This is a genomic window from Natronolimnobius sp. AArcel1 (genome assembly GCF_011043775.1).
Taxonomy (GTDB): domain Archaea; phylum Halobacteriota; class Halobacteria; order Halobacteriales; family Natrialbaceae; genus Natronolimnobius.
This window is the reverse complement of record NZ_JAAKXY010000004.1, coordinates 297,535-321,301: the sequence shown is the minus strand read 5'-3', so window position 1 is coordinate 321,301 and position 23,767 is coordinate 297,535. Positions and strand designations below refer to the sequence as shown.

Here is a 23,767-nt window from a genome sequence, read left to right as displayed (position 1 = left end):
AAGGTATGATGGCTGTGATCGGTGTAGGATTCCAGCGTCGCTATGGCTGGCTCCGACCGCGGCAGAGACGGGAGTCGACGGCCTCGAGTCGTCAGTCGACGTGAACTGCTGACCGCAGTCGGTGGCGCAGCCGCAGCGTCGACGGTCGTTCCCACGACGACCACTGCGACCGCGAGTGAGTCGCCCGTAACCGTCCGTATCTATCCCGGCCCCGTCCCGCTTCATGGCTGGGTACACGCCGGATTCGAGGGTATGCGCAGCGACTGGCCTGCGCCCTATCGCGATGCGATGGCAGCCGTCGAGGCGTCACTTGATCGCGTCCTCGAGTATGCGAACGCCACCTCACGACTCGAGGGCCTCGAGATCCGCCTCGAGCGGGGTGCTCCAGTTCGGTTTCCGCTCTCGGACGCCCCGCTGTCGTCGGAGGCCGTCGTGCCGTCGCTGTCGACCGTGCTTGCGAACTTTCGCGAGCAGGTGCGCGAGCGCAGCGCTCTCGCCGAGCGAACCGCACACGTCTTGTTTTGCTGGTCGCCGCTGAACTTCCGGGTCGGTTACGGCGGGACGCTCACGCCGAACGCAGAACTTGGCTCGAGCGCTGGCGACGGTGATCACGAGGACGGCACGGGCGACGACACTGCAGACGAATACGTCGACGGCGCACTGACGGTCGCAAACCTCGGCGCAACCGAAATCTGGGACTCGAGAGCGGTCACGCGAAACATGGCCATCCACGAAACGCTGCATACGTTTCTCTCACCGGAAGTCGCCGACGAAGTCGGTGGTTCTGTGTGCGATCACAATCTGGGTGCTGCGGTACGAACTGGCGAGGACGACCGCACGATGGAAGTCACGCCTATGGCGACCGCTTACGCCGGCCCGGACGAACTCGGCGGCGGCACCCGCTTCCACGGCCGCGGCTGTCACAACCACGACGAGTTTCACCACCACGACGGCCTCGAGAACGTCGATGAGTGGACCTACACCACCGAACTCAGCCAGGCCACGCTCGAGGCAGTGACACGCTATCTCGAGCGAACGTCTTTCTGAGTGACTGGCTGTGCCGACTCTTGTTCCATCGCTACCAGACGCTCGAGTCTCTCTGTTGTCGTCGGGTGTGTCCGGAACAGTCGCATTCTGAGTTGTATCAGCGGTTCGCGAATCGACCAGAGTGGGGGTTCGATTCCGCCGTCTTCCCAGTGTGTCAACGGAGGCTCGCTCTCATCGCTCTCGAGCGGAAGGATAGACAGTGCAGAGACTGACTGCACCTCGCGAAGATCCGTCGATGGCGTGTTCTGAATCTCTTGATCCAGCGCCTGAAGCGCACTCGCAAGCGGCGCGCCGGTACCACGCACATTGGCAGCGGCCCGATCCGCCGCGAGCTCTCGCGTCCGAGCACAGACAGAGATAATGGCCTGCGTGATGATCATGCCTGCGAGCCCAACGATTGCGAGCAACGTTGCAATCGTCAAGTCGAGCCTTGAGGTCTCGTTCCACCGATATACGAGTCCGGACGCGAGAACCGTTGGCAACGAGAGCACCGTCATTACCATCGCATCACGGTTTTTCACGTGTGCAAGTTCGTGTGCAACGACGGCCTCCAGTTCGTCTTGCTCGAGCGTTGCGAGCGTTCCGGTCGACAGTACGAGCCGAATCGACGATGGGCGGAACCCGACAACCAACGCCTCTGGGACGGGTGTTTCTGACACGACAATCGTTGGTGTCGGTACATCGAGGATCGCTGCGACACGGGTGACCGTGGCCTCGAGTTCTGGATACTCGCTGCTGTCGACCGTTGTCTCTGCCCCAGCGCGCTCAATTGTTCGGGGACTACGCCACTCGAGAACCGCAATGGCGAGAAGAACACTAGCCATTGGAACTGTCGCAATTGTCATCGCGTTCGACAGTGAGACACGAAAGAAGACCAGCAGACCGACAAAGACACCCCAAACTGCAGTGATGAATCCAAGCGTTGCGACACCCAACAGCACAACGGAGAACACCATCCGAACCACAAGCGAGTGTTCAAGCGTTGCTCTCATTGTTTTTCGTCGACTCAGAGATGACTTCAGCGTATTGATCTATATTCGCCTGCGGGACTGTGATGGTGTGACGCGCGCTCGCTCTCCAATGGACAAGATTTTAAGCCACCGTGGGCTACGTTCGGCTACTATGGGTAAGAAATCGAAGGGCAAGAAGAAGCGACTTGCCAAACTCGAGAACCAGAACAGCCGCGTTCCGGCCTGGGTCATGATGAAGACAGACATGGAAGTCCAGCGGAACCCGAAACGACGCAACTGGCGGCGCAGCAACACTGACGAGTAACGATGAGCGCAAGTGATTTCGAGGAACGCGTCGTTACCGTTCCGCTGCGAGACGTCAAGAAGGGCGCAAACCACGAGGCCGCGGATCTCGCCATGCGACTCATCCGCGAGCACCTCGCGAAACACTTCTCTGTCGACGAAGACGCCATCCGCCTCGATCCCTCGATCAACGAGGCGATCTGGTCGAAGGGGCGTGCGAACCCGCCGCGTAAGCTTCGCGTTCGCGCCGCTCGCTTCGACGAAGAAGGCGAGGCCGTCGTCGAGGCCGAGGTCGCCGACTAAACTTGCAACGTCTCGCCTTTGCCGGGTCGTCCTACGTCGGCGTCTTCGCCCGCGCGACCGACTCGTGCGTGCTCGTCCGACCGGACCTCGACGATGACCTCGTTGCCGATCTGGAAGCCGAACTCGAGGTGCCCGCCATCCAGTCGACCGTCGGCGGCTCCTCGACAGTCGGCGCGTTAGCGACGGGTAACGAAAACGGCCTACTCGTCAGTTCGCGCGTCCTCGAGTACGAACGCGAGCGACTCGAAGACGAACTCGATGTCCCTGTCGCAGAACTCCCGGGCAACGTCAACGCCGCCGGAAACGTCGTTCTCGCGAACGACTACGGCGCGTACGTCCACCCCGACCTGACCCGAGAGGCGATCCAGATCATCAAAGATACCCTCGCAGTCCCCGTCGAACGCGGTGACCTCGCTGGCGTCCGCACGGTCGGAACCGCCGCCGTCGCGACCAACGCGGGTGTGCTTTGCCATCCGAAAGCAACCGACGAGGAACTCGATTTCCTCGAGGATGCGCTCGACGTGCGAGCCGATGTCGGCACCGTCAACTACGGCGCGCCACTCGTCGGCTCCGGACTGCTCGCAAACGAATCCGGCTACGTCGTCGGCGAAGACACGACCGGACCGGAACTCGGCCGGATCGAAGACGCGCTCGGCTATCTGGATTAGCGGACGTTATATCCGGTACAGTTTCTTATATGTCACAATTTGGTTCGATCAAACAGATTTAAACGGCTGATCAGCCTCGACAGTCAAGCCCACAACTATCGACAAGTAAGACCTCATAATTTATTTCAGACTAGTCTCCATTTTACTTATGTTGTCTAAATCAAATGGTCATATGAAAACAAATCAGTTTGTAAGCGCGAGGCAGCACCTGCTGATAGTAGTCTTATTACTCACACTCGGATTGATCGGATACTATTCAACCAGTTCTGAGTTACAGATTGCAGGTGGTGCTGTCATTGTTGGCTTCCACTACGGCTTCATGTTCCTCTATGCAATAGAGAACCGTGAACTGACTGCTGGGGAGAGCCTCTCTGATTCTGCTGCATTCGTCCTGTGGGCTGTTTCACTGGTTGTAACAGTCTCCCTTTTCCAAACATACGTCGCAAGTACAACGTTTTTCAACGGAGTGTTTGCTATGGGTGTCGGGTATCTGTCCGGTTGGCTCTTACACTATCGATAGCGCAATAGATCGTTGAATGAGACCGTCTTTGCTTGTCCCTCAGCGTTTGTCGAACTCGTGGAGTACAACCTCGCTGTCGTCGTCCCATTCAAAATTGTCGTGGGCGCGCTCGAGCAGTTTTTGATACCCCTCGAGGTCGTCCATGCCTTCGGCCTGTGCGTCCTCGTCGGTCAGGTCGCCGAGCGTGCGCTCGCGTACGGTGGTCACCTCGAACGTCGTGTCCTCGATGGTGAACGTGTCGCTCTCGTCGGCGTACTGATGGCCGCGATGAATCTGTGTGACGGTGCCCTCGAGTGCCTGTTGTTGCATTCGGTCGCTTGGCAGTAACTCGCTGGGTTCGATTTCGCTCATCAGTCGCTAGTGCGGGCTCAATTGGCAAATCGTTTGGCCGTACCGCGACGCACGTATCCAGGCAAAGAAGGGAAGACTCTTCCGACTGCCCGCCGCACGTGTAGCCATGAGTCAGTTCACAGTCACCGGTCAGTTCAAGGCCCGCGACGGATTCGCGGAGTTCGAAACGACAATCGACGCCGAAAACGAAAACGTCGCCCGCGAACACGCCCTCTCCCAACTCGGGAGCCAGCACGGGCTCAAACGCACGGAAATCGACCTCGAAACCGTCGAGGAGGGTGACAACTAATGGGTCAGCAGCAACTTCAGCAGCTCTCCCAGGAACTGCAGGAACTCGAACAGCAGATCGAAGCCCTCGAGGGTGAAGTCGAGTCGCTGCGCCAGGAGAAAACCGAGATCGACGAGGCGACGGACGCCCTCGAGACGCTCGAGTCTGGATCGACCGTGCAGGTCCCACTCGGCGGTGGCGCGTTCCTTCGTGCAACCATTGAGGATATCGACGAGGCAATCGTCGAACTCGGCGCGAACTACGCCGCAGAGTTCGAGCAGGACGGCGCTGTCGACGCTCTCGAGAGCAAGAAAGAACTCGTCGACGAGCAGATTTCCGAGCTGAACGACGAGGTTACGGAACTTGAGGCCGAGAGCCAGCAACTCGAACAGCAGGCCCAGCAGATGCAACAGCAGGCCATGCAACAGCAGATGCAGCAGATGGGCCAACAGGGCCAGCCTGACGCCGACGAATAACGCCGCGAATCTGACGATTCGCACCCGCAGATACCATGTTCGATAACCTGAAAGAGAAACTCGGGAGCTTCCGGAAAGACGCCGAAGAGGCGGCTGAAGAGAACGTCGAGGAGGTCGAAGACGACGCTGACCTCGAGGAGATAGACGAAACGCAGATCGAAGCCGACGCCGACCTCGAGGCGGATGCCGCCGAGTCCTCAGCTGAGAGCGACGCGGCGAACGCAGCCGAGCCGGACGCCCCGGAGACTGCCGCAGCCGACGATGGCGGTGCCGAGCAGCAGGGAACACCAGCCGAGGCGACAACGGCAGGCGAGGCAGTCGAACCCGCCGTTGAACCGGACCAAGCGCCTGAGGCGGACCCCGACCTCGAACCTGCAGCGGACTCAGAGCCTGAACTCGAGGCCGAAGACAACTCTGGTCTCGATCTCGAGGGAATGATCGAGGACGATGATGGAGCCGCCGACACCGCAGACGCAGATGCCGACTCGTCTGGCGGTCCTGACGTCATCGCCGATCCAGCGTTCAACACTGACGACGATGACGAGGACGACGACAACGGCTCTACCGGCTTTGGCCGCAAGGCCAAATCACTCGTCAAAGGGAAGTTCGTCATCGAGGAAGAAGACCTCGAGGGACCACTCCACGAACTCGAGTTGGCGCTCCTGTCGGGTGACGTGGAGATGGGCGTCGTCGACGAGATTCTCGACAACCTGCGTGACGACCTCATTGGCGAGACGCGAGCCTTCACGACGTCGACTGGCGATGTCATCGAGGAGGCCCTGCGCGATGCCATCTACGACGTGATCAGCGTCGGCCAGTTCGATTTCGACGAGCGCATCGCCATCGAAGACAAGCCAGTCACCATCGTCTTCACCGGTGTCAACGGCGTCGGAAAGACGACCTCAATTGCGAAGATGAGCCGCTATCTCGAGGAACGAGGCTACTCGTCGGTGATGGCAAACGGCGACACGTATCGCGCCGGCGCGAACGAGCAGATTCAGGAACACGCCGACGCGCTCGACACGAAGTGCATCAGCCACGAACAGGGTGGCGACCCCGCCGCGGTGCTGTACGACGCCGTCGAGTACGCCGAGGCTAACGACATCGACGTCGTCCTCGGCGATACGGCAGGTCGACTCCACACTGACGAGGGCCTGATGGATCAACTCGAGAAGATCGACCGCGTCGTCGATCCCGACATGACGCTGTTCGTCGACGAAGCCGTCGCCGGACAGGACGCAGTCAATCGTGCTCGAGAGTTCAACAACGCTGCTGAAACCGACGGCGCAATCCTGACGAAAGCCGATGCCGACTCGAACGGCGGTGCAGCGATTTCGGTCGCTCACGTCACCGGGAAGCCGATTCTGTTCCTCGGCGTCGGGCAGGAGTACAATCACCTCGAGCGGTTCGATCCCGACGACATGGTGAATCGCCTGCTCGAGGGCGAGGACGACGCATAGGGACCCGTCGCGAACACGGCAGATCGGTTGACACCCACTTTTCCAGCCCAGTTCGGACGAAGGCAGTGACTCAGGCTGCTTCGATGTGGGTAGTTATCGCGTCATATGGTACCAATGGTGCTGAAACACCACATCTCGAGTCTGCGATGTACCGGGGCATATCTCCGCTATTGATGACGGTTTTGTTGGCTTGGTGAGCACGGCACGGTCGTACTGACCTGTGGGTGTGGTTTCCGGAACCAGCCATATTCGGGACCGAAACGATGTGGCAATATTTACTTGTTCGGCTGACCCACGACAGGATTCGCCTTGTTGCGGGAGGGTATAGGTGTCTAGTTCTAGTACCCGTTAAACGATGGTTGTTGAAGGTAGCGTCTGCGATTCACTGGCTCCTATCGCTTCTCGGTGGTTCGCATGAATACAGTTGAACAGCACAAACAAGAAAAGCACCCACTCGACGTTATCGAAGACGTCTACGAGTACGCCGAGGGTGAACTCACGGACGAAGAGATCGAAGCACGCGCTGGCGGCGGCGAGTGGGAGCGCCTGAAGTGGGCCGGGATGTACTCCCAGAAGCACGACGATTACTTCATGATCCGGACGAAGGTCCCGGGCGGCTATCTCACGCCCGAGCAGGCCGAGGTCATTGGCGAGGTCACGGACGACCTCGCAGTCGCGCCCGAGGAGTACGGCGGCGAAGAGCAGAATGAACTCTGGGGCGACGCCTATCTCGACATCACGACCCGACAGGACATCCAGAAACACTGGATTCGCGTCGAAGACGTCCCCGAGATGTGGGAACGCTACGACGAAGTCGGCCTGACGACGATTCAGGGCTGTGGTGACTCCGCCCGGAACGTCCTTGGCTGTCCCGCAGCCGGACTCGATGACCACGAGTGTTTCAACGCCCAGCCAGTCATCAACGCCGTCTCGGACTACTTCACGGAAAACCGCGAGTACGCAAACCTCCCCCGCAAATTTAAGATCACGATCACAGGCTGCAAACACGATTGCGCTCAGTCCCAAATCAATGATCTCGGACTCGTCCCCGCACAGAAAGAACTCGAGGGCGAGCACTACTACGGCTTCCACGCCCGTGTCGGCGGCGGCCTCTCGGATGGCCCACGGATGGGTTCGGAACTCGATGTCTTCATCCAGCCCGAACACGCCGTCGAGTTCTGCCGCGCTGTCGCCCAGACGTTCAAAGAGCTTGGCGACCGGCACAACCGCGGCGTCTGTCGCATGCGCTATCTCGTCGAGCAGATGGGGCCCGAGAAGTTCGAGGAAGCCATCCGCGACCGCTGTACCGTCGACCTGCCAGAAAGCGGCGAGGGTCTGACGGAAGGCTACAAGGGCGACCACGTCGGCGTCCACGACCAGAAACAGGACGGTCTCAAATACGTCGGCTTCAACGTTATCGCCGGCCGTATGGGCGGCGACGAGTTCGCCGAAGCTGCCCGCGCCGCCAAGAAGTACGGCACCGAGGACGCCTCTGTGCGTCTCGCGACTGACCAGAACTTCCTCATCAGCCACATCCCTGAGGAAAACGTCGAGGACCTACTGGCCGAGCCGTTCGCTCAGGAGTACCAGCCTGATCCCGGTCCGTTCTCGCGGGGCGCAGTCGGCTGTACGGGCAACGAGTTCTGTAACTACGCCATTATCGAGACCAAGAAACGCACCAAGCGCTGGGCTCGAGAACTCGACGAGCGAATCAACACGCCTGACGATCTCGAGGTTGTCCGGATGCACATGTCCGGCTGTTCGGCCTCCTGTGCCCAGCCACAGATCGCGGACATTGGTTTCCGCGGTGAGACTGTCAAACTCGACGAAGACGAGGCTCCGGACGATATTCAGGCCCCCAATGAGGAGGGCGACAATCTCGTCGAAGGGATGGACTTCGGCCTCGGCGGCTCGCTCGGAACGGACAATGAGTTCCTCGATTGGGTCCAGACCGCTGTGCCCGCCCACGCCGTGATTCCCGCGCTCGAGAAACTGTTCGACGCCTATGGCGAGGACCGAAACGACGACGAGCGCTTCTATGCGTGGTGTCGCCGTGTCGACAACGAGCGACTGCGAGAGATCATGCAAGGGGCACAGGCCCCGGTTGCTGGAGGTGTTGCCCATGGAGACTGACGGCGAGGATAGCGAGGACGAGCGAAGCGAGTCCTCGGAGACGCGAGCGGGAGCGAAGCGACACGCGAGCCGCGCCGAAGAACGCACGTTCCCCGGCGTTCCCGCGTCCGAGAGCGACAACGAAGACGCTGTCATCGTTCCGGAAAGCTCCGGTGCGCCGCGCTCTCGAGAGGGTGCAACCCAAACCAGCAGCGACGGCGAGAGTTGCTCGCCGGACACGTGTACGTGCGGCGAACAGACGGCGGACACCTCGAGCGACCAGCGCGTTGCCACGGACGGCGCAGGCGTCGCAAACGTCGACGAAAACGGCGAACTCGGCGACCTCGAGTTCACCGAACCCGCAACAGACGTCAGCCAGGACATCTACGAGGACTCGCCGGATACCCGCGTCGGGATTCCGGAGGGTGTCGACCTCGAGACGCCGGAGTACTCGATTCGCTCGCAGATGAACGATATCGAGACGCCGGACGAGAAGACGTGGTTCATGGAACTGGACGAGGCGGTCATCGATGAGGGCCGGTGTATCCAGTGTGGGACCTGTGTCGCCGCCTGTCCGTCGGACTCGATTGGCATCGGCGACGACGACCTGCCAGAGCTCGTCAAAATGTGTACGGGCTGTTCGCTCTGTTGGGACTTCTGTCCCCGTGGTGGTCTGCGGTACGAGCGTCAGTGGAAGATCACCGGCGGCGAGGACAACGTCAAGGGCGCTGGCGATCCGATCACGGAGTTCTCCGCGAAGGTCGACGACGACTGGACGGACAACGCCCAAGACGGCGGCGTCGTCACCGGCATGCTCGCGACGCTGCTCGAGAAAGGCGAAATCGACGGCGCACTCATCGCAACCGAAAGCGACGAGGACGCCTGGAAAGCAGAGAGCTTCCTCGCAACGACGAAAGAGGAACTCATCGCAAACGCCGGCACCGTCTACAACCAGACGATGGCACTCGGCCACCTCAACTTAGAGCAGTGGGAGGACAAACTCCCGGACAAGGACTGGGACGACCTCTCGCTCGCACTCGTCGGCACGCCGTGTGAGATCGAAGGCATCCGCGCGCTGCAGGACTTCGAGTGGGACTACCAGAAGCAGAACGAAGGCGTCCGCGCCATCGACTACACGATCGCCCTGATGTGTACGAAGAACTTCAACTATCACAGCCTCATGGGTGAGATGGTTCAAGAACAGCGCGGTATCGACCCCGAAGACATCGGGAAGATGGACGTCCTTCACGGCAAGATGATGATCTACGGCCACGACGGCGAGATGATCTTAGAGGAGGACATCAAGAACTTCCACGACGCCGCGCTCAAAGGCTGTGACGAGTGTGCTGACTTCACCGGCTTCTGTGCCGACGTGACAGTCGGCTCCGTCGGCTCCTCCGATGAGTACTCGAGTGTCATCCTCCGAACCGAACAGGGTGTCAAGGCATGGGACCTCACCGAGCCGAACCTCGAGTACCACGACCTCGAAGACAAATCGGCAGTCGGCAAACTCCAAGGCTGGGACAAGAAGAAGGCCTTCGAGAGCCTCGAGCGGCCGTTCGATCCTGACGCACCTCGGTTCATCGACTACACGGACCACGCTGAGAACTACGGGACGGCGCTGAACCCGCACGATCAGGGCCACTGACTGGCTGCAACTGCATTTTCATCGCCCACTCGAACGAGTAGACACGTCCGTTTCAGGCGTCGATAGTATACGATGTCACGTCGTCCGTCTCAGTAACGGTCACCTCAACCTCGAGTGCGTCACCCTCGGGCTGGTACAGCTCTCGGACCGCTGTTTCCGGTTTCGGTGCCGTTTCGGTTGGAAACAGCAACTCGAGGTCGCCATCGACGGCCTCGCCGCGGCGTTCGCCAGTCGCCTGAATAACCGTTTCACCGTCGAGATGCACTGTAATTCCGCGGTCTGGCTGGCTGTCTCCATCCGGGTGTGCCTCGAAGGTGACGGCTCGAACGCCGTCGTCGCGTTCGAACGCTCGAGGCTCGTCCGTCGGTACCGTCTCGTCGTACGCGTCGGCGAAGTGTGACTTGAGGCGTGTAACCGACGTGGTCTCGAGGGCCTGAGCGGCGAGTGTCTCTGCCGTCGATGCATCTAGTTCCGTCACTCGCTGGGTGGTGTTCATAGCCGTCGTCACATCGATTGCGGCCAAAAGGATTGGTGTGGCTCTCGGCTGGTGCGACTCGTAGGGGCCTCAATGTGATAGACCGACTGGCGATCAGCGACTTTTTCTCCGCTCACTGGGTTGTCTCACCCAATGTCAACGGACTCGAGGACGGCAGCGATTCGCGTTGCAACGCCAGCCGACGCGGAGCCGGTGCAGTCGATTTACGCACCGTTTTGTGACTCCTCAGCAGTCACGTTCGAAGAATCCGCACCATCCACCGCCGAGATCGCTGACCGGATCGACTCGACACTCGAGGCGTACCCCTGGCTCGTCTGCGAACGCGACGGCGAGATCCTTGGGTACGCCTACGCGAGCCGACTGCGAAAACGCCGGGCCTACCAGTGGACTGTCGAACTCTCGGTCTACGTGGCCGAGTCGGCCCGCGGCGCTGGTGTTGGGCGTGGACTCTACGAGTCGCTGTTTGCCGTGCTCGAGCACCAGGGCATCTATGATGCCTACGCGGTGACAACGATGCCGAATCCCGAAACCGAAGCGTTCCACGAGCGACTGGGCTTCGAGCGTCTCGTCGACTTTCCGGCGATGGGGCATTCAAATGGCGAGTGGCGCGACGTGGCCTGGTGGCGACGGCCGCTGTCGGAGAAGCCGGCCGAGCCAGAGCCGATTACGCCGTTTGATGAGTTGCGTGAGACTGCGGGACTCGAAGAGCTACTTGCTGTCGGTGAGACGACGCTCCAACTGTGATTTCTGGAAGTGCCGCGGGCTTACGCCTTGAGCAGGTCCGCAACCAGTCCTGAGACGTACTCGAGTTCGTCCTCGTTGACGCCGTGGCCCATTCCCTCGTAGATGCGCGTCTCGACGTCTGCGCCGAGGGCCTCGAGGACGTCGGCGGTGTCGTGGACGCGTTCTTCGGGAATGTGTGGGTCGCGGTCGCTACAGCCGAGGAAGGCTGGCGTTCCCTCGAGATTGTCGTCGATGTCCGTGTACTCCTCACGATCGATGTCCTGACCGATTAGGCCGCCGCTGAAGGCGACGAGGCCGCCGTATCGGTCAGGGTTGCGCGCGACGAACTCACTCGAGAGACAGGCTCCTTGCGAGAAGCCAAGCACCATGATGCGCTCGGTGGGGATGCCCGCATCAGTCGCTTCGCCGATTGCGTCTGCGATAGCCTGCAGGCCGGAGGTCCGGCCGGGTTCGTTCGACTCGACGGGTTGGAGAAAGGAGTTCGGATACCAGGTTCGCTGGGCGGCCTGCGGGGCGAGCAAGGCGATACCCTCACGGTGGAGTTCGCTGCCCATCTGGAGGATGCTCTGGGCGGTTGCGCCCCGTCCGTGGACGAGGACGATTGCGGCTTCGGCGTCTTCGAGGTCGGTCCCGGCCGTTGCTAGCTCTTGGCCCTGATGTGGACTGTCGCCGTCGTGTCCCCCGGGTCCGCGCCCGCTCATTCGACACCACCGACACCCGCGCTGGCGGCGGGCAGGTCGTTCTTGACGACCTCGAGGCCGAGTTCCTCGAGTGCGCCGCGCAGATGCTCGTCTTTGGCGTACTCTGCGCCGTCAGCCTCGCGCAGTTGCTGTGCTTTCGCGAGGATTTCGCCGTAGCGGTCGTTTGGCATCTCGTACTTGTCGGCACTCAGTTCGATGACGAGTCCGTTGTTATCCCGCGTGTAGATCGAGTGGAAGATTCCGCGGTCAAAGACGTTGTAGCCGTGGCCGGCCTCCTCTAAGGCGTCCATAATGTCTTCGTACTCGTCGGGGTCGACGCTGAAACAGAGGTGATGGACGGCCCCGACGCCGGCGCGCTGGCCGCGGGCAGAGGGGCGGTCGTCGCTGACGAAGAAGGTCAGGATGCGCCCATCGCCGGTGTCGAAGAAGAGATGTGTCTGGGAGGGGTCGTCGAGATTTGGCTGGCGGAGGACGAGGGGCATTCCAAGCAGATCCTGATAGAACGCCACCGTATCCGCCTCGTTGCTTCCCCAGACCGTGATATGATCGGTTCCGGTCGTGTGGAAGGCACTCTCTGGCAACTCGGGCGTGACTGGGGTCTCGTGATTGTTGGACATAGGCTCACTCCGCGATTTCGTCGCCGAAGACGCGCGCTGCGTCCGCGGGAACGTCGAAGTCGTGGTAGTGTTCACCACGTACCTTCGAGAGGATGTTAAGTGCAGCGGCGGCACCGTCGCCGACCGAAATCGCTGCTTGCCACTCTTCTTTGCGCCCCATTGCGCCCGTCGCGTAGACGTCGTCGACACTCGTTTCCATCTCGACGCCAACGTCGACGACATCGTCGTCAGTGAACGCACAGCCGAGTTCTTCCGCGAGGTCGCGGTTTGCACCCGTCGCCAGCACGAGATAGTCACCTTCATACTCGCCCTCGTCGGTTTCGACGACAAAGCCGTCGTCTGCATCGGTCACGCTCGTCACTTCCTCGCCCTGCTTGCGGTCCACACCGAAATCATCGACTTGCTGGCGCGCTGTCGCCATGAACTCGCTGCCACCGACCGAGCCGATGCCAAGGTAGTTGAACAGATGCGCTTTGTGCATCCACGTCCCATCACTGTCGAACACTGTCGTCTCGAGGCCGTTTTTCTGGGTGAATAGCGCTGCGCTCAGGCCTGCGGGGCCACCGCCAACAACAAGTACCGATTCAGCTGCATCGTCAGTCGTCTCAGTCATATACAGTTACATTATGTTACTGCACGCGTATGAACCCAGCAGAGACATTGTCACAATCACGTAACACTCGTGTTAGTGGGTGCTGGTGCCGGTAAGATAGTCATACACATGCATGGTGGCTGTTGCCGTCGTGCGTAATATGACCCAAACTGGTTTTTTGTGCGTGTATGGCGTCGTTACCATCCATACCCTCGCCCTGCGCTCGCAGGCTCAATCGTTTCACTCTGGAGCGGGCTATATCTTATTCCACACCAAACCGCGAGACAGGACCCGAACTCGGCTGTGCAGTTCGGGTGTCTGTCTCCTAATCGCTTCCCCGCGCTCGCGTCGGGGCCACCGATTTCACTTCCACAGACACATCCATGAAAACCAGTCTCGAGGTAGAGTACTGGGTCGTCGACGAGAGCGGCGATCTGGTCTCACCTGGCACACTGCTCGACATGTCGGAACAGATCGATCCGGAGTTCGTCGAGCCGATGATCGAACTCAAGACGACGCCGTGCGATTCGATGACCGAACTGCAGGGCGAGTTTCTCGACCTGCTCGAGCGCGTCATCACCGCAGCGCGCGAACAGGACAAACGCCTCGTACCGCTTGCAACCCCGTTGTCGTCATCGCCGGCTGACATTCCGTTCCGCGAGAAACGCGGCACTGACCTTCAGCGACAGATTGTCGGCCCGACGTTCGATGACGCCCGCGTCTGTGCCGGCACACACGTTCACTTCGAACAGTCGAACGTTCCCGACCAACTCAATACACTGACCGCGATCGATCCCGCGTTTGCCCTCGTCAACAGCGCATCCCACTACCGTGGCGAGCCGATCCTTGGCTGTGCGCGCCCCTATCTGTATCGGCGCTCATGTTACAGCGCCTGCCCAGAACAGGGCCAGCTCTGGTCGTATGTTGACAGCGTTGACGAGTGGGAACAGCGCCTCGAGTCGGCCTATGAATCGTTCCGCGAGCGCGCACTCGAGCATGGCGTCGACACCGCGGCCTTCGAAGACGAATTCGAGCCCTACGGTGCGGTCTGGACGCCGGTCCGACTTCGGAAAGAAGTGCCAACCGTCGAGTGGCGCTCGCCTGATACGGCGTTGCCAAGTCAGATCTTCCCGCTCGTAGAATCGATTGGCTCGCTCGTAAGTCATGCCGATGCGCACGGAACGGCAATCGACGGCGAACCCACCTCAGACGCCCGTAGCGACGAGCCGCTTGCGCTCCCTGCGTTCGACACTGTCGAATCGACAGTTGATGCGGCCATCCAGCACGGCCTCGAGGACTCGAGCGTCCAACAGTACCTTCGACAACTCGGCTTCGATCCGTCGTCGTACACGCCGTTGGCAGATCAGCTACCGGACAAACACCTCTCGGATCGGGAGGCAGCAGCACTCCGGCTCGAGGCCGCAGACGCACTCGAATCGGAACTGTCGACGCGCCGTGTTCACGCGTAGGCTCTTTTTGCCAGGGGAGTCGGTCCGTTTTCAGTCCGTCTCCTGACTCGCACAGCGCTCGAGCCACCGCTTCCCTGTCCGCAATGGCGCTGGTATCGACTCTCCGAATACACAGCGTGTTGTCTCACCGTCACAGGGGGTGCCCAGCGTCATTTCGACCTCTGTCACACCACCCTCGAAGAGTGCTGCACTCGCCGTCGTGAGTTGGCCAAAGGCGTGCTCGCCCATCTCGGGTTCGGGATGGCGACAGATCGAGTCGTCACCCGGTCCATGCTCGTGATCGCGCGCGAGTCGCCAGAGATCGTCTCGGTCGAGGTGGCCATGGTCTGCGAGTAGTTCCTGTGCGCGTTCCCGTCGCATCGTCGAACTCGCTGTCTCCGTCGAGTGCGAGCATACAAAATGATTCGTCCGGGTGACGACGGGGTCGTCTACAGCCGTAATCTGCTCGGCGACGGGATCGACCTCAAGCAAAACGGCGTCAGTTTCGTCCGCCAGAAACAGTGTCTGGCCCATCAGTCGGCGCGTCGGATACGACTCGAGCAGCGTACGGGCCTCCTCGACAGTGGCTGCCTCCTCGAGAATGGTTCGGATGACCGTGCCGTTTCGCAGTTGTACGGCGGGGTCGATATCATCGCGCTCGCTGTCGATGTAGGTGTTGGCTGCAACCAATCCCTGATCGTTGACGCCTTTGAAGATCGAAATCGTCCCGCAGGTGTCGACCGTCAGAAAGCCATAATAGTCATCGATCGGCGGCTGTTCGACGACTGCTTTCGGGCGGAGCCCACGACCCGCAATATCGCGATTTTTGAGCACGAGTGGCCCGTTCGTTTCACCCTCGAGATCGACCATTGGCCGAGAGACCAATGCATTCGTACAGCCTCGCGGATGCTTCTCAGAACGTCCGGTATCCGACAACTCTTCGCACAGTTCCGAATACGCGAAGACGTAGGTCTCGTAGACCGCTGGATCGACATCGAAGACGTCCGCCATCGCCTCGTATGCCTTGTCGTGACGATTTGGGAGGCTCTTGCGACTGCGCCTGGCGTACTCGAGCAACGGCTCGAGGTCAACCTCGCGCTCGTCGATGAACGTCGCTAGTTCTCCAATCGCCCACTCGACTGCCTCGCACTCGAGATGGGCACGACATCGTGCCTGCTCGGCGAACCCATCGACCGCCTCGATCGGTTCCGTGGCTGCACTCACCTCACTCCAACTGACCGTCTCGTTCATACACACCCGTTGGGCTCGAGCCTCGTGTATCGTCGGCTTGATATGCCGGTGTGGCCGGCGCTATACGGTTCTAGCGCTGCTTCGAGTTACTGGTACTCTGGCAGACGATCCGACTGATCGGATCCCTCCACAAACGGGAGTGCGACCCGCGTCGCCGATCTCTCTTCGCCGTCGACGCGGACTGCCAACGCGTCGCTCTCGAGGCCGTAGTCGACAACTGCGAGCGCAAGAACGTCCTCAAGTAGTGGACTCTCGCCTGCGCGAGTGACTTCGCCGACGGAGGCATCACCGTCGAAGACGGCCGCCCCCGACTCGGGGACCATGGCTCTCTCATCACCACTATCGCTGCCCGACTCGAGTCGCAGGCCGACAAGTCGCCGACTCGGCTGTCCGCGATTCTCGACGCGGGAGACGACTTCCTGTCCGACGTAACAGCCCTTCTCGAAATCGAGTGCGTTCCGAAGACCGAGGACGTTCGGGACCGTTCCCTCGAGTTCGGTCCCAAAGAGGGGTGAGCCGGCCTCGAGCGTGAGCGTGTCCCAGGTTTGATAGCCGAAGGGGGCGGCGTTGATGCCGTGATTGAGCAGTGTGTCGTAGACGGCCGCAGCGTCTGTGGCGGCACAGATCACCTCGTAGCTTTCCTCACCGGTCAGGGCATCGGTTCGAACGACGGTGACACCCTCATCGCCCATCGACCCCCGGACGAACGAGTAGCGCTCGTCTGGCGAGCCAGCGCCGGTGAGCACGCTCGCGACTTTCTCGGTTGCCTTCGGCCCGTGGATGCCGAAAATCGCGTACTCGTCGGTCGCGACGCTGATTTCGACGTCCTGGATAAACACTTTTTCTGCCCACTCCTCTGCCAGTGGCTCGGCGTTCGACGACGGCGTAAAGAGCAGCAGTCGCTCGCCCGCGTTGTAGATGTACAGCTCCGTCTCAATACCGCCCTGTGGGTCAAGCACCAGTGCGTAACAGCCCTGTCCATCTTCGCTCGGCACGCGATTCGAAACGACGTTATCGACGTACTCGAGGCGGTCTTCGCCCTCAATGACGATGACGCCGTAGGCCATCTCGAGGAGGCCAACGCCGTTGCGAACCGCCCGGTGGGTGCGTTCGGGTCGGCCGAAGTGTTCGACGACAGTCCGGTCGTCGCGCTGGCCAAACGTCGCGCCGTGGGCTTCGTGGACGGACTCGATAACGCTCATGGCTATCATCTGGGGATTGACGGGCACAGGCGTTTCGATTGTCGCTGTTCATACGGCCGGACAACACGACCGACAGCTGTTCGATCGAATAAGGGGTCGAAAATCGTCACTGACTGTTGGTTAGTCGTCTCACAAGCCGAATCGGTCGCGGAGTCGCTCAACGAGCGAGTCATCAGTCTCCGCATCGGCTGGATCGTCCGGAACGACGCGGTCGTTCGGTTTGATCACCGTCTGCTGACCGTCGCGTTCGACGTCGATCAGGCCGTCGGACTTGAGCCTCGAGAGAGCCTCTTCCAGTCCATCGATGTCTGCCTCGACGGCCGCTCGGATCTCGAGGACGGTCATTCCGTCGTCGGCGCGATCGACGAGTTCGTCGAGTACCGCAACCTCCGTTCCGTCTCGATTTCGGAACTCCCGCTTGGCTCTCATTCGTCTGTCCCTTCGATGACCGGGGATTTGACGTTTGTCGTTGCCCAACAATTCTTCGCCACGAATTCACAACCTCTCTCGACACCACGTTGTCACTCTCTGCTTTGATCCGGACTGTCTCGAGAGAATCGCCTTGAGATGACAGCCCGACGAACGCTTCAGGCGGTACGTTTTTTATGGCCTGAGTTGGAACGGTGGAGCAATGGTCCTGCGATGTTCGCTGCTCGGTCACGATTACGGTGACCCCGATATTGAACGCGAACGCGAAGAACGAGGCAGCGAGGTGGTCGTTACCGTCCAAGAGTACGAAGAATGTGCTCGCTGCGGTGATCGACACGTTATCAGTGAAAATACTGAAGTCACGAGTCTCTCGATGGCTGATGACTCCCTCGAGTCGCCCTCCGAAGCCGACCAATCGGCTGAAACCGCGAACGCACGTACTGACCCTCCATCACCCGACGAACCAGGCACTGATGGACGAGATGCCGTCTTTATTGATGATGAGGCGGACCAGAACCCGGACCCGGACGACGCTGGCGCCACCTCGTCGCCAGACACGTCGGCCCCGGCAGACACAGCTGACGCCGATTCGGACACAGCGTATCCGACTGACGAGAACGGCGAGCCAATAACCGACGACGGAGAAATCCTCGAGGACTCGGATGACGAACCCGCCCGCGAGCGCAACCGTGAGCGCGGCGAGTGGCCCGAAACCGACGATGTCGGCCCACCAGTCGGTGCCGAGAACGACCCGGCCGCCTGGCCCGATACCGACGACGAACCGCCAGTCGAAGACGACGCTGTCGTCCTCGAGAATGATTCTGGAACGGATGACGACAGCGACGAGACGGCGGTCAAATCGGACACCGTCGACGGTGCCGACAGTGCTGGCGATGCCACAACGGATGAGGAGGTATCAGTCCGTGACCTCGCTGCAGGTCGGAAACCGGCTGCTGTCGCCGGTGGTGACGCTGAAGCCGAGCAATCGACTGCTGAGTCCGTTCCCGACAGTGGCATCGAACGCGCAGCTGACGCGCCCGTCCCGGCCGAGGACACTGGCCCCGCCCGAGACGTGCCGATGGAGTACTTTTGTCCGCGATGTGAGTTTGTTGCCGCAGAAACGCGTGCTTCCCTGCGTGCTGGCGATATCTGTCCCGACTGTCGCAAGGGCTACCTCGGTGAGCGACCACAGCGCTAACCGACCAATCGGGCTACTCAGCCCGTCTCTGTGATTGCTTTTCAGCCATTTCGCCGTGTTTTCGAGAGAGTGAACCGCTTCAGTGCGCTACTGTGTCGGTTCGCCGAAACGTCGGGTATGAAAAGAGGTAAACAGTCCGCCGTGTATCTCCAATCCATGAAGGAGTACAAGATGCGCCGCGGTGAGTACCTCGAGGAGCGAATCCCTGATATGGAGGCAACTGTTGAGGACTATTTCGGCCCAATCACGGATACACAGGAGTTCAAGGGCAGCGATCTGTTCGTCATCGGCGAACCCGACAACCCCGTCTTCGAGAAAATCGTCGCAGGTACCGTCGAATACTCTGGCAAGAAGGACAAACTCGGCGTCGAGTTCCACGAACGCGACCCAACCGAACTCGGACCCGACGAACTCGAGGCCGCTGGTGAGGCCGTCGACGCGAAAAACGACTTCCTGCTCGAGGCGACTGGCCGAGACGCCAAGGCTCGCCGCGACTCGCTGAAGCGCTCTGTCGAGGACGACCCTGATCACGACGTCGACGCGTAACTGAGCGTAGCTCTTTGTTTGCTATCGGTTTGTCCGAGTAGTATTGACAACTCAGTCGGCTTCGAAATGGCTATCTGCGCACCGTCGTATATCCAGACAATGGATATCGCAGCGTTCCTGCTCGCGACCGCGGTTGCCCACATTGGGTTCGCGATTATGGTCGCGGGCCACGCACGGTTTACGGGCGAAGAAGCCGGCAACTGGCCGTACATTACGCTCGCACTCGGGCTTGCAGGCATTGCCGGCTACCTCTTCTACGAAGACTCAGCATAACGTCCGAAAACACGTTTTTCGTGCGGTTGTGCACACAGCAAGTCTCCCGTCTCAGTCCTGTCCGCTCGAGAGGAAGACGTGCCGAGGTCGGTCTGCGAGGACGTCGCGGCCCCACTCGACGGTTTCGGCGAAGGCATCACTGCGGAAGAACTGCATGGCGTCTTCGCGCGAGTCCCAGCGGCTGGCGATGAACATGTCGTTTTCGTCCTCGCGGTTGGCGAGGAGGTCGGTCTTCCGGTGGCCGTCCATCTCTGCGAGGAGTTCGCCGGCCTCATCGAACGTGCCGAGGAAGTCGCCGCGGTGTTCGGGTTTGACGGTGTAGAACATCCCCATCGTTCCCCACGAGTCGTCCTCGTCGTCACCGGCCTGTCGGACGACGTCGGGAAGGTCAGCAAGGAAGCCCGCTGCAGTGTTGGCCGCCCGTTCGGTTTCCCAGAGACTGACGATGCCAGTTTCGGCGTCCTCGTCGCCGGTCGACTCGTAGACTGCCGTTTTCACGTGCGTATCGTAGTGGTCGAAGTTCGCACGGAGTCCGTCGATTTCATCATACAACTCGTCCGGGTCCGCAGCCGAGTACAACACGACGGCGTGGATATCCTCGCCGTGGGGCTGGCCTGCGTAGACGCCCAACTCCTCGAGTTCGGTGCGGACGCTCTCGCCGTCATCGCCGTGGTGGCCGCCGCTTTCATCGTCTCCGCCGTGATGGTGTCCGCCCGACTCGCCGTCACCGTGGTGGTGTCCGTCGCTGTCCGAGTTACCGTGGTGATGGTCGGATGGGTGCGGACTCGAGGCCCCTTCCTGTGGAACAGGCTCACCGGCGAGGAACGCGCCGAGGTTTTCGGGTGGGAATCGTCGCGCGGAGATGAACTGGCCGAACTCGGCGTAGCGCGAGGTCGACGGATCGAATCGCATCTCGTAGAGGAGGTCTTTGACGTCCGTGGGATCGTTTCCGAACAGCGTGACGCCCCACTCGTAGTCGTCGAGTCCGATGCTGCCGGAGATGATCTGGGTGACTCGACCCGCGTACTGCTTGCCGATTTCGCCGTGACTCGAGAGGTGCTCGGCGCGCTCGTCGAATGGCAGGTCGTACCAGTTGTCTTCGGCGGCGCGGCGTTTGTCCATCGGATAGAAACTCATGAACTCGCTGTCGGGAACCGAGGGTTTGATCCGGGTTTCGATGTAGCGTTTCATCCCGGTGTCTTCGACCTCTTCACCCTCTTCGAAGTACTCCTGAGACATGTAGCCAGACACTTCAGTCACCGAGAGATACGAGTCCTCGCGCTCGGTAAACGCCGCAAGCGCGGTGTGCTCGAAACTGCGCTCGAGAGCGTCGATATCGGCGAGCGTCGGCCGCAGGTGAAGAACGAGCAGGTCGGCTTTGTGCCCGAGGACGGAGAACGTCGCGGAGTCGCCCTCGTCAGCGTCGTCGACGCGCTCGGCGGCGGCGAGATACTCAATTCCCTCGTCGATCGCCTGCGAGCGCCGGTGGTCCGGTGCGTCGCGCCAGGCATCCCAGTCAATCGACCGGAAGTCGTGCAGGACGTACCAACCCTCTTCGGTCTGTGGTGGCTGCCGTCGTTCCATGGCCGTCAGTAGTGGCGGCGACGCTAAGAAGGACCGGGTTTCGGCTGCGGCGTCCTCCCGAGGAGTAACCCCGTTGCCTTCACCGTCCGTAGACGCCACAGGGGCCCGCTAATCCGGGTTTTTGTCGGCCACAACTCCAGCGACCGAAACCCTTTACGTCCGTCCGTTTAAATACCATCTCGTATGCGGAAAAGTGGGCCGCCGAAAGGACTTATCGCCTATCTCGTCCTCGAGTTGCTCGAGGAAAAGCCGCGATACGGCTACGAGATACTCAAAGAAATCCGCGAAATCAGTGGGGGACACTGGGAGCCATCCTACGGGTCGGTGTATCCGATTCTCTACAAATTCGAGGACAAGGGGTGGGCAGCACGGATCGAACGGGAAGACGAACCGGATCGGAAATACTTCGAACTGACCGACGACGGCTACGACGAACTCGAGGAGCGACGCGAACGGGGGACGGAGAAAGCCAAGGACTTTGCTGATGTGATCTTGGGTTTTTTCCACGTCTACGCGGCGTTCTCAACCGACGAACGCTTCGAAATTCCAGAGACAAACGGCGAGTGGCGCTTCGACGAGACGTTCAGCCAGTGGATCGTCGAACAGGTCGTGCGCCATCACGAACACTACTTCGAGACCGAGTTCGAGCGCATCGAGTCGACGCCCGAGGAATTTTACGAACGGTACGGCGTCGACGAGGACGACTAGCCGGCAAGCAGTCCCGGCGCGAACAGCATCGCCAGGAAGCTAATGAGCATGGTCAACCCGACTGTCGTCGTGACGATGCGGACCATTCCGCGTGTCGCATCGATTGGCAGTCTGGATATGACTGCCTCTGTACTGGTTCTGAGGATGTGCCCGCCATCGAGTGGGAACGCCGGAATGCAGTTAAAGAACCCGAGCTGGACGTTGATCCAGCCGGTCCAAAACAGGATGTTCGCAATGGCAAACACCGTCCAGTCACCAAGTGCCGAGAGCGGCCCCTGCGTTTCGTAGAAGTTCTCGACGCCCCCGGTAAAGCCCGCGAAGTTGTACGGCAACACCTCGAGGAGGCTGGCAATTGGCAAGAAGAGCGCCACGCCAATCTTCCCGAGGAACGAGTCAGTGACCGCACCGAAGCCTTCGTCCGTGTCACCGCCCAGCACCCCCAGATACGTTTCGGCTGGGTACAGCTCTAGCCCGAGTGTCTCTGCTGAAATTCCGGAGATGCCCGGCACGCCGTAGAAGCCGGCGGTGCCGCCGTCGGTCGACTGGCTGCGCTCGCCGAGCGTGACATCGTATTCGACCTGCTCGCCGTTGACCGTGCCACCGAACGCCACCTCGTCACCGGGGTCAGTTTCGCCGAGCAAGTTCGTCAACTCGGCGTGGGATTGGACCTGCTCGCCGTCGAATTCCGTCACGATCATGTACTCGTCAACTGGCGCACCCGCAGCCTCGAGCGGTCCATCTTCAGCGACCTGAACGAGGGCACCAATTGGGATTTCGCGCTCGTCAGTTTCGCCGTCACCATCGACCGGGGACACCTCGAGCGTTGCCCGGTCGTCGTCGCCGACAGCCGCGAGGAACTCGTCTTCGGTCGCAACCTCTTGGCCGTTGACGGTAGCGATGACATCACCGATCTCGAGGCCGGTCATCTCGGTCTCAATTGCAGCAGTGACGAGCAAGGAGCGATCAACGTCGACGGTCTGTTCGCCGTTGAGTTCGACGGTGACCTGATTCCCGTCCGTGGCTTCGATCATGTCCGCGAGCGCGTCGTTGTCGTCGACTGGCTCGCCGTTGATCGCGGTGATCCGGTCGTTCGGCTCGATACCGGCGTCCGCGGCGGGCGAGTCGGGAGCGACACCGCCGATTGCGGCTCCGGGTGCGACTGCAATTGCGCCGGCAACAGGACCGAACAGGAGTGCAAAGACAATGATCGTAATGACGAAGTTGTTCATCACGCCAGCGGCGAACATCCGGGTCTGACCGCCTCGAGAGGCTTTTTTGCTGCTTTCTTGATCGGGTTCGACGAACGCGCCAATCGGGAGAATGGCAAGCATGACGACGCCCATTGAGTTGATGTCGATGTCTTCGACACGACAGAGCAGGCCGTGACCACCCTCATGGACGACGAGGCCAATGAGCAGGCCGGCGACGATGCCAGGCGTCGCAGAGAGTGGCAGAAAGTCGTTGACGCCGGGGATAACGAGAACATTCCGTGGCTGTTGGACTGTCGACGGCTGTGGCGAGGTAAGCGCGCCGACAGCTGCCAGCAACAGGAAGCCGAACATCGCAATCATCACGATGACCGCGATGCCGATGCCGAGATTCGCCCAGGCGCGCCAGAACCGTTTCGGCCCGGATGCCCAGTCGAGAAACTCTCGCCCACGCTTCGTGTGGAACGTCAACATTGGTCCCTGTGTTCCGACGAACGAGGGGAGAAGATCCGCTTGTCTGAGCGCAATAACCCCGAGCCAGTAGAGCGCCAATCCAATGACGGCCCAGGTGAGTAGTTCGGAGCCGAAGAGTTCGGGCACCGAGACGAACGTAAACACGCCGTATTCCATCTATCTTCTCTCAGGGGTGGCGGTCTCAAATGGC

The 23,767-nt window shown here is 60.6% G+C and carries 27 protein-coding genes; 16 read left to right on the top strand and 11 right to left on the bottom strand.

What is annotated here, in order from left to right; all coding sequences use genetic code 11:
- Positions 1-42 precede the first annotated feature (42 nt).
- Positions 43-1,047: a hypothetical protein gene (locus G6M89_RS13895; RefSeq protein WP_206335560.1), complete on the top strand. Its 1,005-nt coding sequence runs from the start codon at positions 43-45 to the stop codon at positions 1,045-1,047.
- Here the strand turns inward: G6M89_RS13895 and G6M89_RS13890 are convergent.
- Positions 1,023-2,039 carry a M48 family metalloprotease gene (locus tag G6M89_RS13890; RefSeq protein WP_241175346.1) on the bottom strand — a complete coding sequence of 339 codons (1,017 nt, stop codon included), beginning with the start codon at positions 2,037-2,039 and terminating at the stop codon, positions 1,023-1,025. The two genes, G6M89_RS13895 and G6M89_RS13890, sit on opposite strands and share 25 nt — an antisense overlap.
- 130 nt (positions 2,040-2,169) lie before the next feature.
- On the opposite strand from G6M89_RS13890, the gene G6M89_RS13885 reads away from it, so the two are divergent.
- The 4 genes from G6M89_RS13885 (at position 2,170) to G6M89_RS13870 (ending at position 3,791) form a co-directional block, all read left to right on the top strand.
- Complete coding sequence (locus G6M89_RS13885; RefSeq protein WP_165162419.1) at positions 2,170-2,322, top strand: 50S ribosomal protein L39e; 153 nt, start codon at positions 2,170-2,172, stop codon at positions 2,320-2,322.
- A 2-nt stretch (positions 2,323-2,324) separates the two neighbouring features.
- Entirely contained in the window at positions 2,325-2,603 is a 279-nt protein-coding gene (locus tag G6M89_RS13880; protein WP_165162418.1) for a 50S ribosomal protein L31e, read from the top strand.
- Positions 2,604-2,605: 2 nt separating this feature from the next.
- Positions 2,606-3,271, top strand: a complete 666-nt coding sequence (locus tag G6M89_RS13875; RefSeq protein ID WP_165162417.1) for a translation initiation factor IF-6 — start codon at positions 2,606-2,608, stop codon at positions 3,269-3,271.
- A 172-nt stretch (positions 3,272-3,443) separates the two neighbouring features.
- Positions 3,444-3,791: a hypothetical protein gene (locus G6M89_RS13870; protein ID WP_165162416.1), complete on the top strand. Its 348-nt coding sequence runs from the start codon at positions 3,444-3,446 to the stop codon at positions 3,789-3,791.
- Positions 3,792-3,830: 39 nt separating this feature from the next.
- Here the strand turns inward: G6M89_RS13870 and G6M89_RS13865 are convergent, their stop codons facing one another.
- The gene (locus tag G6M89_RS13865) at positions 3,831-4,142 is read right to left on the bottom strand and encodes an ASCH domain-containing protein (protein WP_165162415.1); all 312 of its coding nucleotides are present in this window, start codon (positions 4,140-4,142) and stop codon (positions 3,831-3,833) included.
- 106 nt (positions 4,143-4,248) lie between these two features.
- On the opposite strand from G6M89_RS13865, the gene rpl18a reads away from it, so the two are divergent.
- The 5 genes from rpl18a to G6M89_RS13840 all read left to right on the top strand — a co-directional run bounded on the left by rpl18a (position 4,249) and on the right by G6M89_RS13840 (position 10,106).
- Complete coding sequence (gene rpl18a / locus G6M89_RS13860) at positions 4,249-4,431, top strand: 50S ribosomal protein L18Ae (protein ID WP_165162414.1); 183 nt, start codon at positions 4,249-4,251, stop codon at positions 4,429-4,431.
- The gene (gene pfdA, locus G6M89_RS13855; RefSeq protein WP_165162413.1) at positions 4,431-4,886 is read left to right on the top strand and encodes a prefoldin subunit alpha; all 456 of its coding nucleotides are present in this window, start codon (positions 4,431-4,433) and stop codon (positions 4,884-4,886) included. Before rpl18a ends, pfdA begins: the two co-directional genes overlap by 1 nt.
- 35 nt (positions 4,887-4,921) lie before the next feature.
- Positions 4,922-6,346 carry a signal recognition particle-docking protein FtsY gene (gene ftsY / locus G6M89_RS13850; RefSeq protein WP_165162412.1) on the top strand — a complete coding sequence of 475 codons (1,425 nt, stop codon included), beginning with the start codon at positions 4,922-4,924 and terminating at the stop codon, positions 6,344-6,346.
- A 414-nt stretch (positions 6,347-6,760) separates the two neighbouring features.
- Positions 6,761-8,479, top strand: a complete 1,719-nt coding sequence (locus G6M89_RS13845) for a nitrite/sulfite reductase (protein ID WP_165162411.1) — start codon at positions 6,761-6,763, stop codon at positions 8,477-8,479.
- Positions 8,469-10,106 carry a Coenzyme F420 hydrogenase/dehydrogenase, beta subunit C-terminal domain gene (locus G6M89_RS13840; RefSeq protein ID WP_165162410.1) on the top strand — a complete coding sequence of 546 codons (1,638 nt, stop codon included), beginning with the start codon at positions 8,469-8,471 and terminating at the stop codon, positions 10,104-10,106. Before G6M89_RS13845 ends, G6M89_RS13840 begins: the two co-directional genes overlap by 11 nt.
- A 52-nt stretch (positions 10,107-10,158) precedes the next feature.
- On the opposite strand, the gene G6M89_RS13835 is transcribed toward G6M89_RS13840, so the two are convergent.
- The gene (locus tag G6M89_RS13835) at positions 10,159-10,602 is read right to left on the bottom strand and encodes a hypothetical protein (protein ID WP_165162409.1); all 444 of its coding nucleotides are present in this window, start codon (positions 10,600-10,602) and stop codon (positions 10,159-10,161) included.
- Between the two features lie 132 nt (positions 10,603-10,734).
- On the opposite strand from G6M89_RS13835, the gene G6M89_RS13830 reads away from it, so the two are divergent.
- Positions 10,735-11,346: a GNAT family N-acetyltransferase gene (locus G6M89_RS13830; protein ID WP_165162408.1), complete on the top strand. Its 612-nt coding sequence runs from the start codon at positions 10,735-10,737 to the stop codon at positions 11,344-11,346.
- A gap of 20 nt (positions 11,347-11,366) precedes the next feature.
- Here the strand turns inward: G6M89_RS13830 and G6M89_RS13825 are convergent, their stop codons facing one another.
- Genes G6M89_RS13825 through G6M89_RS13815 form a run of 3 tightly spaced genes read right to left on the bottom strand, consistent with a single transcriptional unit; the run spans position 11,367 to position 13,277 of the window.
- A complete protein-coding gene (locus G6M89_RS13825; protein WP_165162407.1) occupies positions 11,367-12,047 on the bottom strand; it encodes an alpha/beta hydrolase in 681 nt (226 codons plus the stop codon).
- Positions 12,044-12,664 carry a VOC family protein gene (locus tag G6M89_RS13820; RefSeq protein ID WP_165162406.1) on the bottom strand — a complete coding sequence of 207 codons (621 nt, stop codon included), beginning with the start codon at positions 12,662-12,664 and terminating at the stop codon, positions 12,044-12,046. Before G6M89_RS13820 ends, G6M89_RS13825 begins: the two co-directional genes overlap by 4 nt.
- Positions 12,665-12,668: 4 nt before the next feature.
- The gene (locus tag G6M89_RS13815) at positions 12,669-13,277 is read right to left on the bottom strand and encodes an NAD(P)/FAD-dependent oxidoreductase (protein WP_165162405.1); all 609 of its coding nucleotides are present in this window, start codon (positions 13,275-13,277) and stop codon (positions 12,669-12,671) included.
- Between the two features lie 362 nt (positions 13,278-13,639).
- Between G6M89_RS13815 and G6M89_RS13810 the strand changes: the two genes are divergently transcribed.
- A complete protein-coding gene (locus tag G6M89_RS13810; protein WP_165162404.1) occupies positions 13,640-14,725 on the top strand; it encodes a glutamate-cysteine ligase family protein in 1,086 nt (361 codons plus the stop codon).
- Between the two features lie 30 nt (positions 14,726-14,755).
- On the opposite strand, the gene G6M89_RS13805 is transcribed toward G6M89_RS13810, so the two are convergent.
- The 3 genes from G6M89_RS13805 to G6M89_RS13795 all read right to left on the bottom strand — a co-directional run bounded on the left by G6M89_RS13805 (position 14,756) and on the right by G6M89_RS13795 (position 17,586).
- Entirely contained in the window at positions 14,756-15,955 is a 1,200-nt protein-coding gene (locus G6M89_RS13805) for a C45 family peptidase (RefSeq protein ID WP_165162403.1), read from the bottom strand.
- An 86-nt stretch (positions 15,956-16,041) separates the two neighbouring features.
- On the bottom strand, positions 16,042-17,157 hold the full coding sequence (locus G6M89_RS13800) for an aminomethyltransferase family protein (RefSeq protein WP_165162402.1): 1,116 nt from the start codon (positions 17,155-17,157) through the stop codon (positions 16,042-16,044).
- A gap of 129 nt (positions 17,158-17,286) precedes the next feature.
- On the bottom strand, positions 17,287-17,586 hold the full coding sequence (locus tag G6M89_RS13795) for a DUF6432 family protein (protein WP_165162401.1): 300 nt from the start codon (positions 17,584-17,586) through the stop codon (positions 17,287-17,289).
- Between the two features lie 202 nt (positions 17,587-17,788).
- Between G6M89_RS13795 and G6M89_RS13790 the strand changes: the two genes are divergently transcribed.
- The 3 genes from G6M89_RS13790 to G6M89_RS13780 all read left to right on the top strand — a co-directional run bounded on the left by G6M89_RS13790 (position 17,789) and on the right by G6M89_RS13780 (position 19,603).
- Positions 17,789-18,784 carry a hypothetical protein gene (locus G6M89_RS13790; RefSeq protein ID WP_165162400.1) on the top strand — a complete coding sequence of 332 codons (996 nt, stop codon included), beginning with the start codon at positions 17,789-17,791 and terminating at the stop codon, positions 18,782-18,784.
- Positions 18,785-18,940: 156 nt separating this feature from the next.
- Positions 18,941-19,330, top strand: coding sequence for a DUF5611 family protein (locus tag G6M89_RS13785; RefSeq protein ID WP_165162399.1), 390 nt, complete (start codon positions 18,941-18,943; stop codon positions 19,328-19,330).
- A 99-nt stretch (positions 19,331-19,429) separates the two neighbouring features.
- Positions 19,430-19,603 carry a hypothetical protein gene (locus G6M89_RS13780; RefSeq protein WP_165162398.1) on the top strand — a complete coding sequence of 58 codons (174 nt, stop codon included), beginning with the start codon at positions 19,430-19,432 and terminating at the stop codon, positions 19,601-19,603.
- Between the two features lie 51 nt (positions 19,604-19,654).
- On the opposite strand, the gene G6M89_RS13775 is transcribed toward G6M89_RS13780, so the two are convergent.
- Positions 19,655-21,187: a heme-binding protein gene (locus tag G6M89_RS13775; RefSeq protein WP_165162397.1), complete on the bottom strand. Its 1,533-nt coding sequence runs from the start codon at positions 21,185-21,187 to the stop codon at positions 19,655-19,657.
- 183 nt (positions 21,188-21,370) lie between these two features.
- Between G6M89_RS13775 and G6M89_RS13770 the strand changes: the two genes are divergently transcribed.
- Positions 21,371-21,895: a PadR family transcriptional regulator gene (locus tag G6M89_RS13770; RefSeq protein WP_165162396.1), complete on the top strand. Its 525-nt coding sequence runs from the start codon at positions 21,371-21,373 to the stop codon at positions 21,893-21,895.
- Here G6M89_RS13770 and G6M89_RS13765 read toward each other — a convergent pair.
- On the bottom strand, positions 21,892-23,733 hold the full coding sequence (locus tag G6M89_RS13765; protein WP_165162395.1) for a site-2 protease family protein: 1,842 nt from the start codon (positions 23,731-23,733) through the stop codon (positions 21,892-21,894). The genes G6M89_RS13770 and G6M89_RS13765 overlap by 4 nt on opposite strands.
- Positions 23,734-23,767 lie beyond the last annotated feature (34 nt).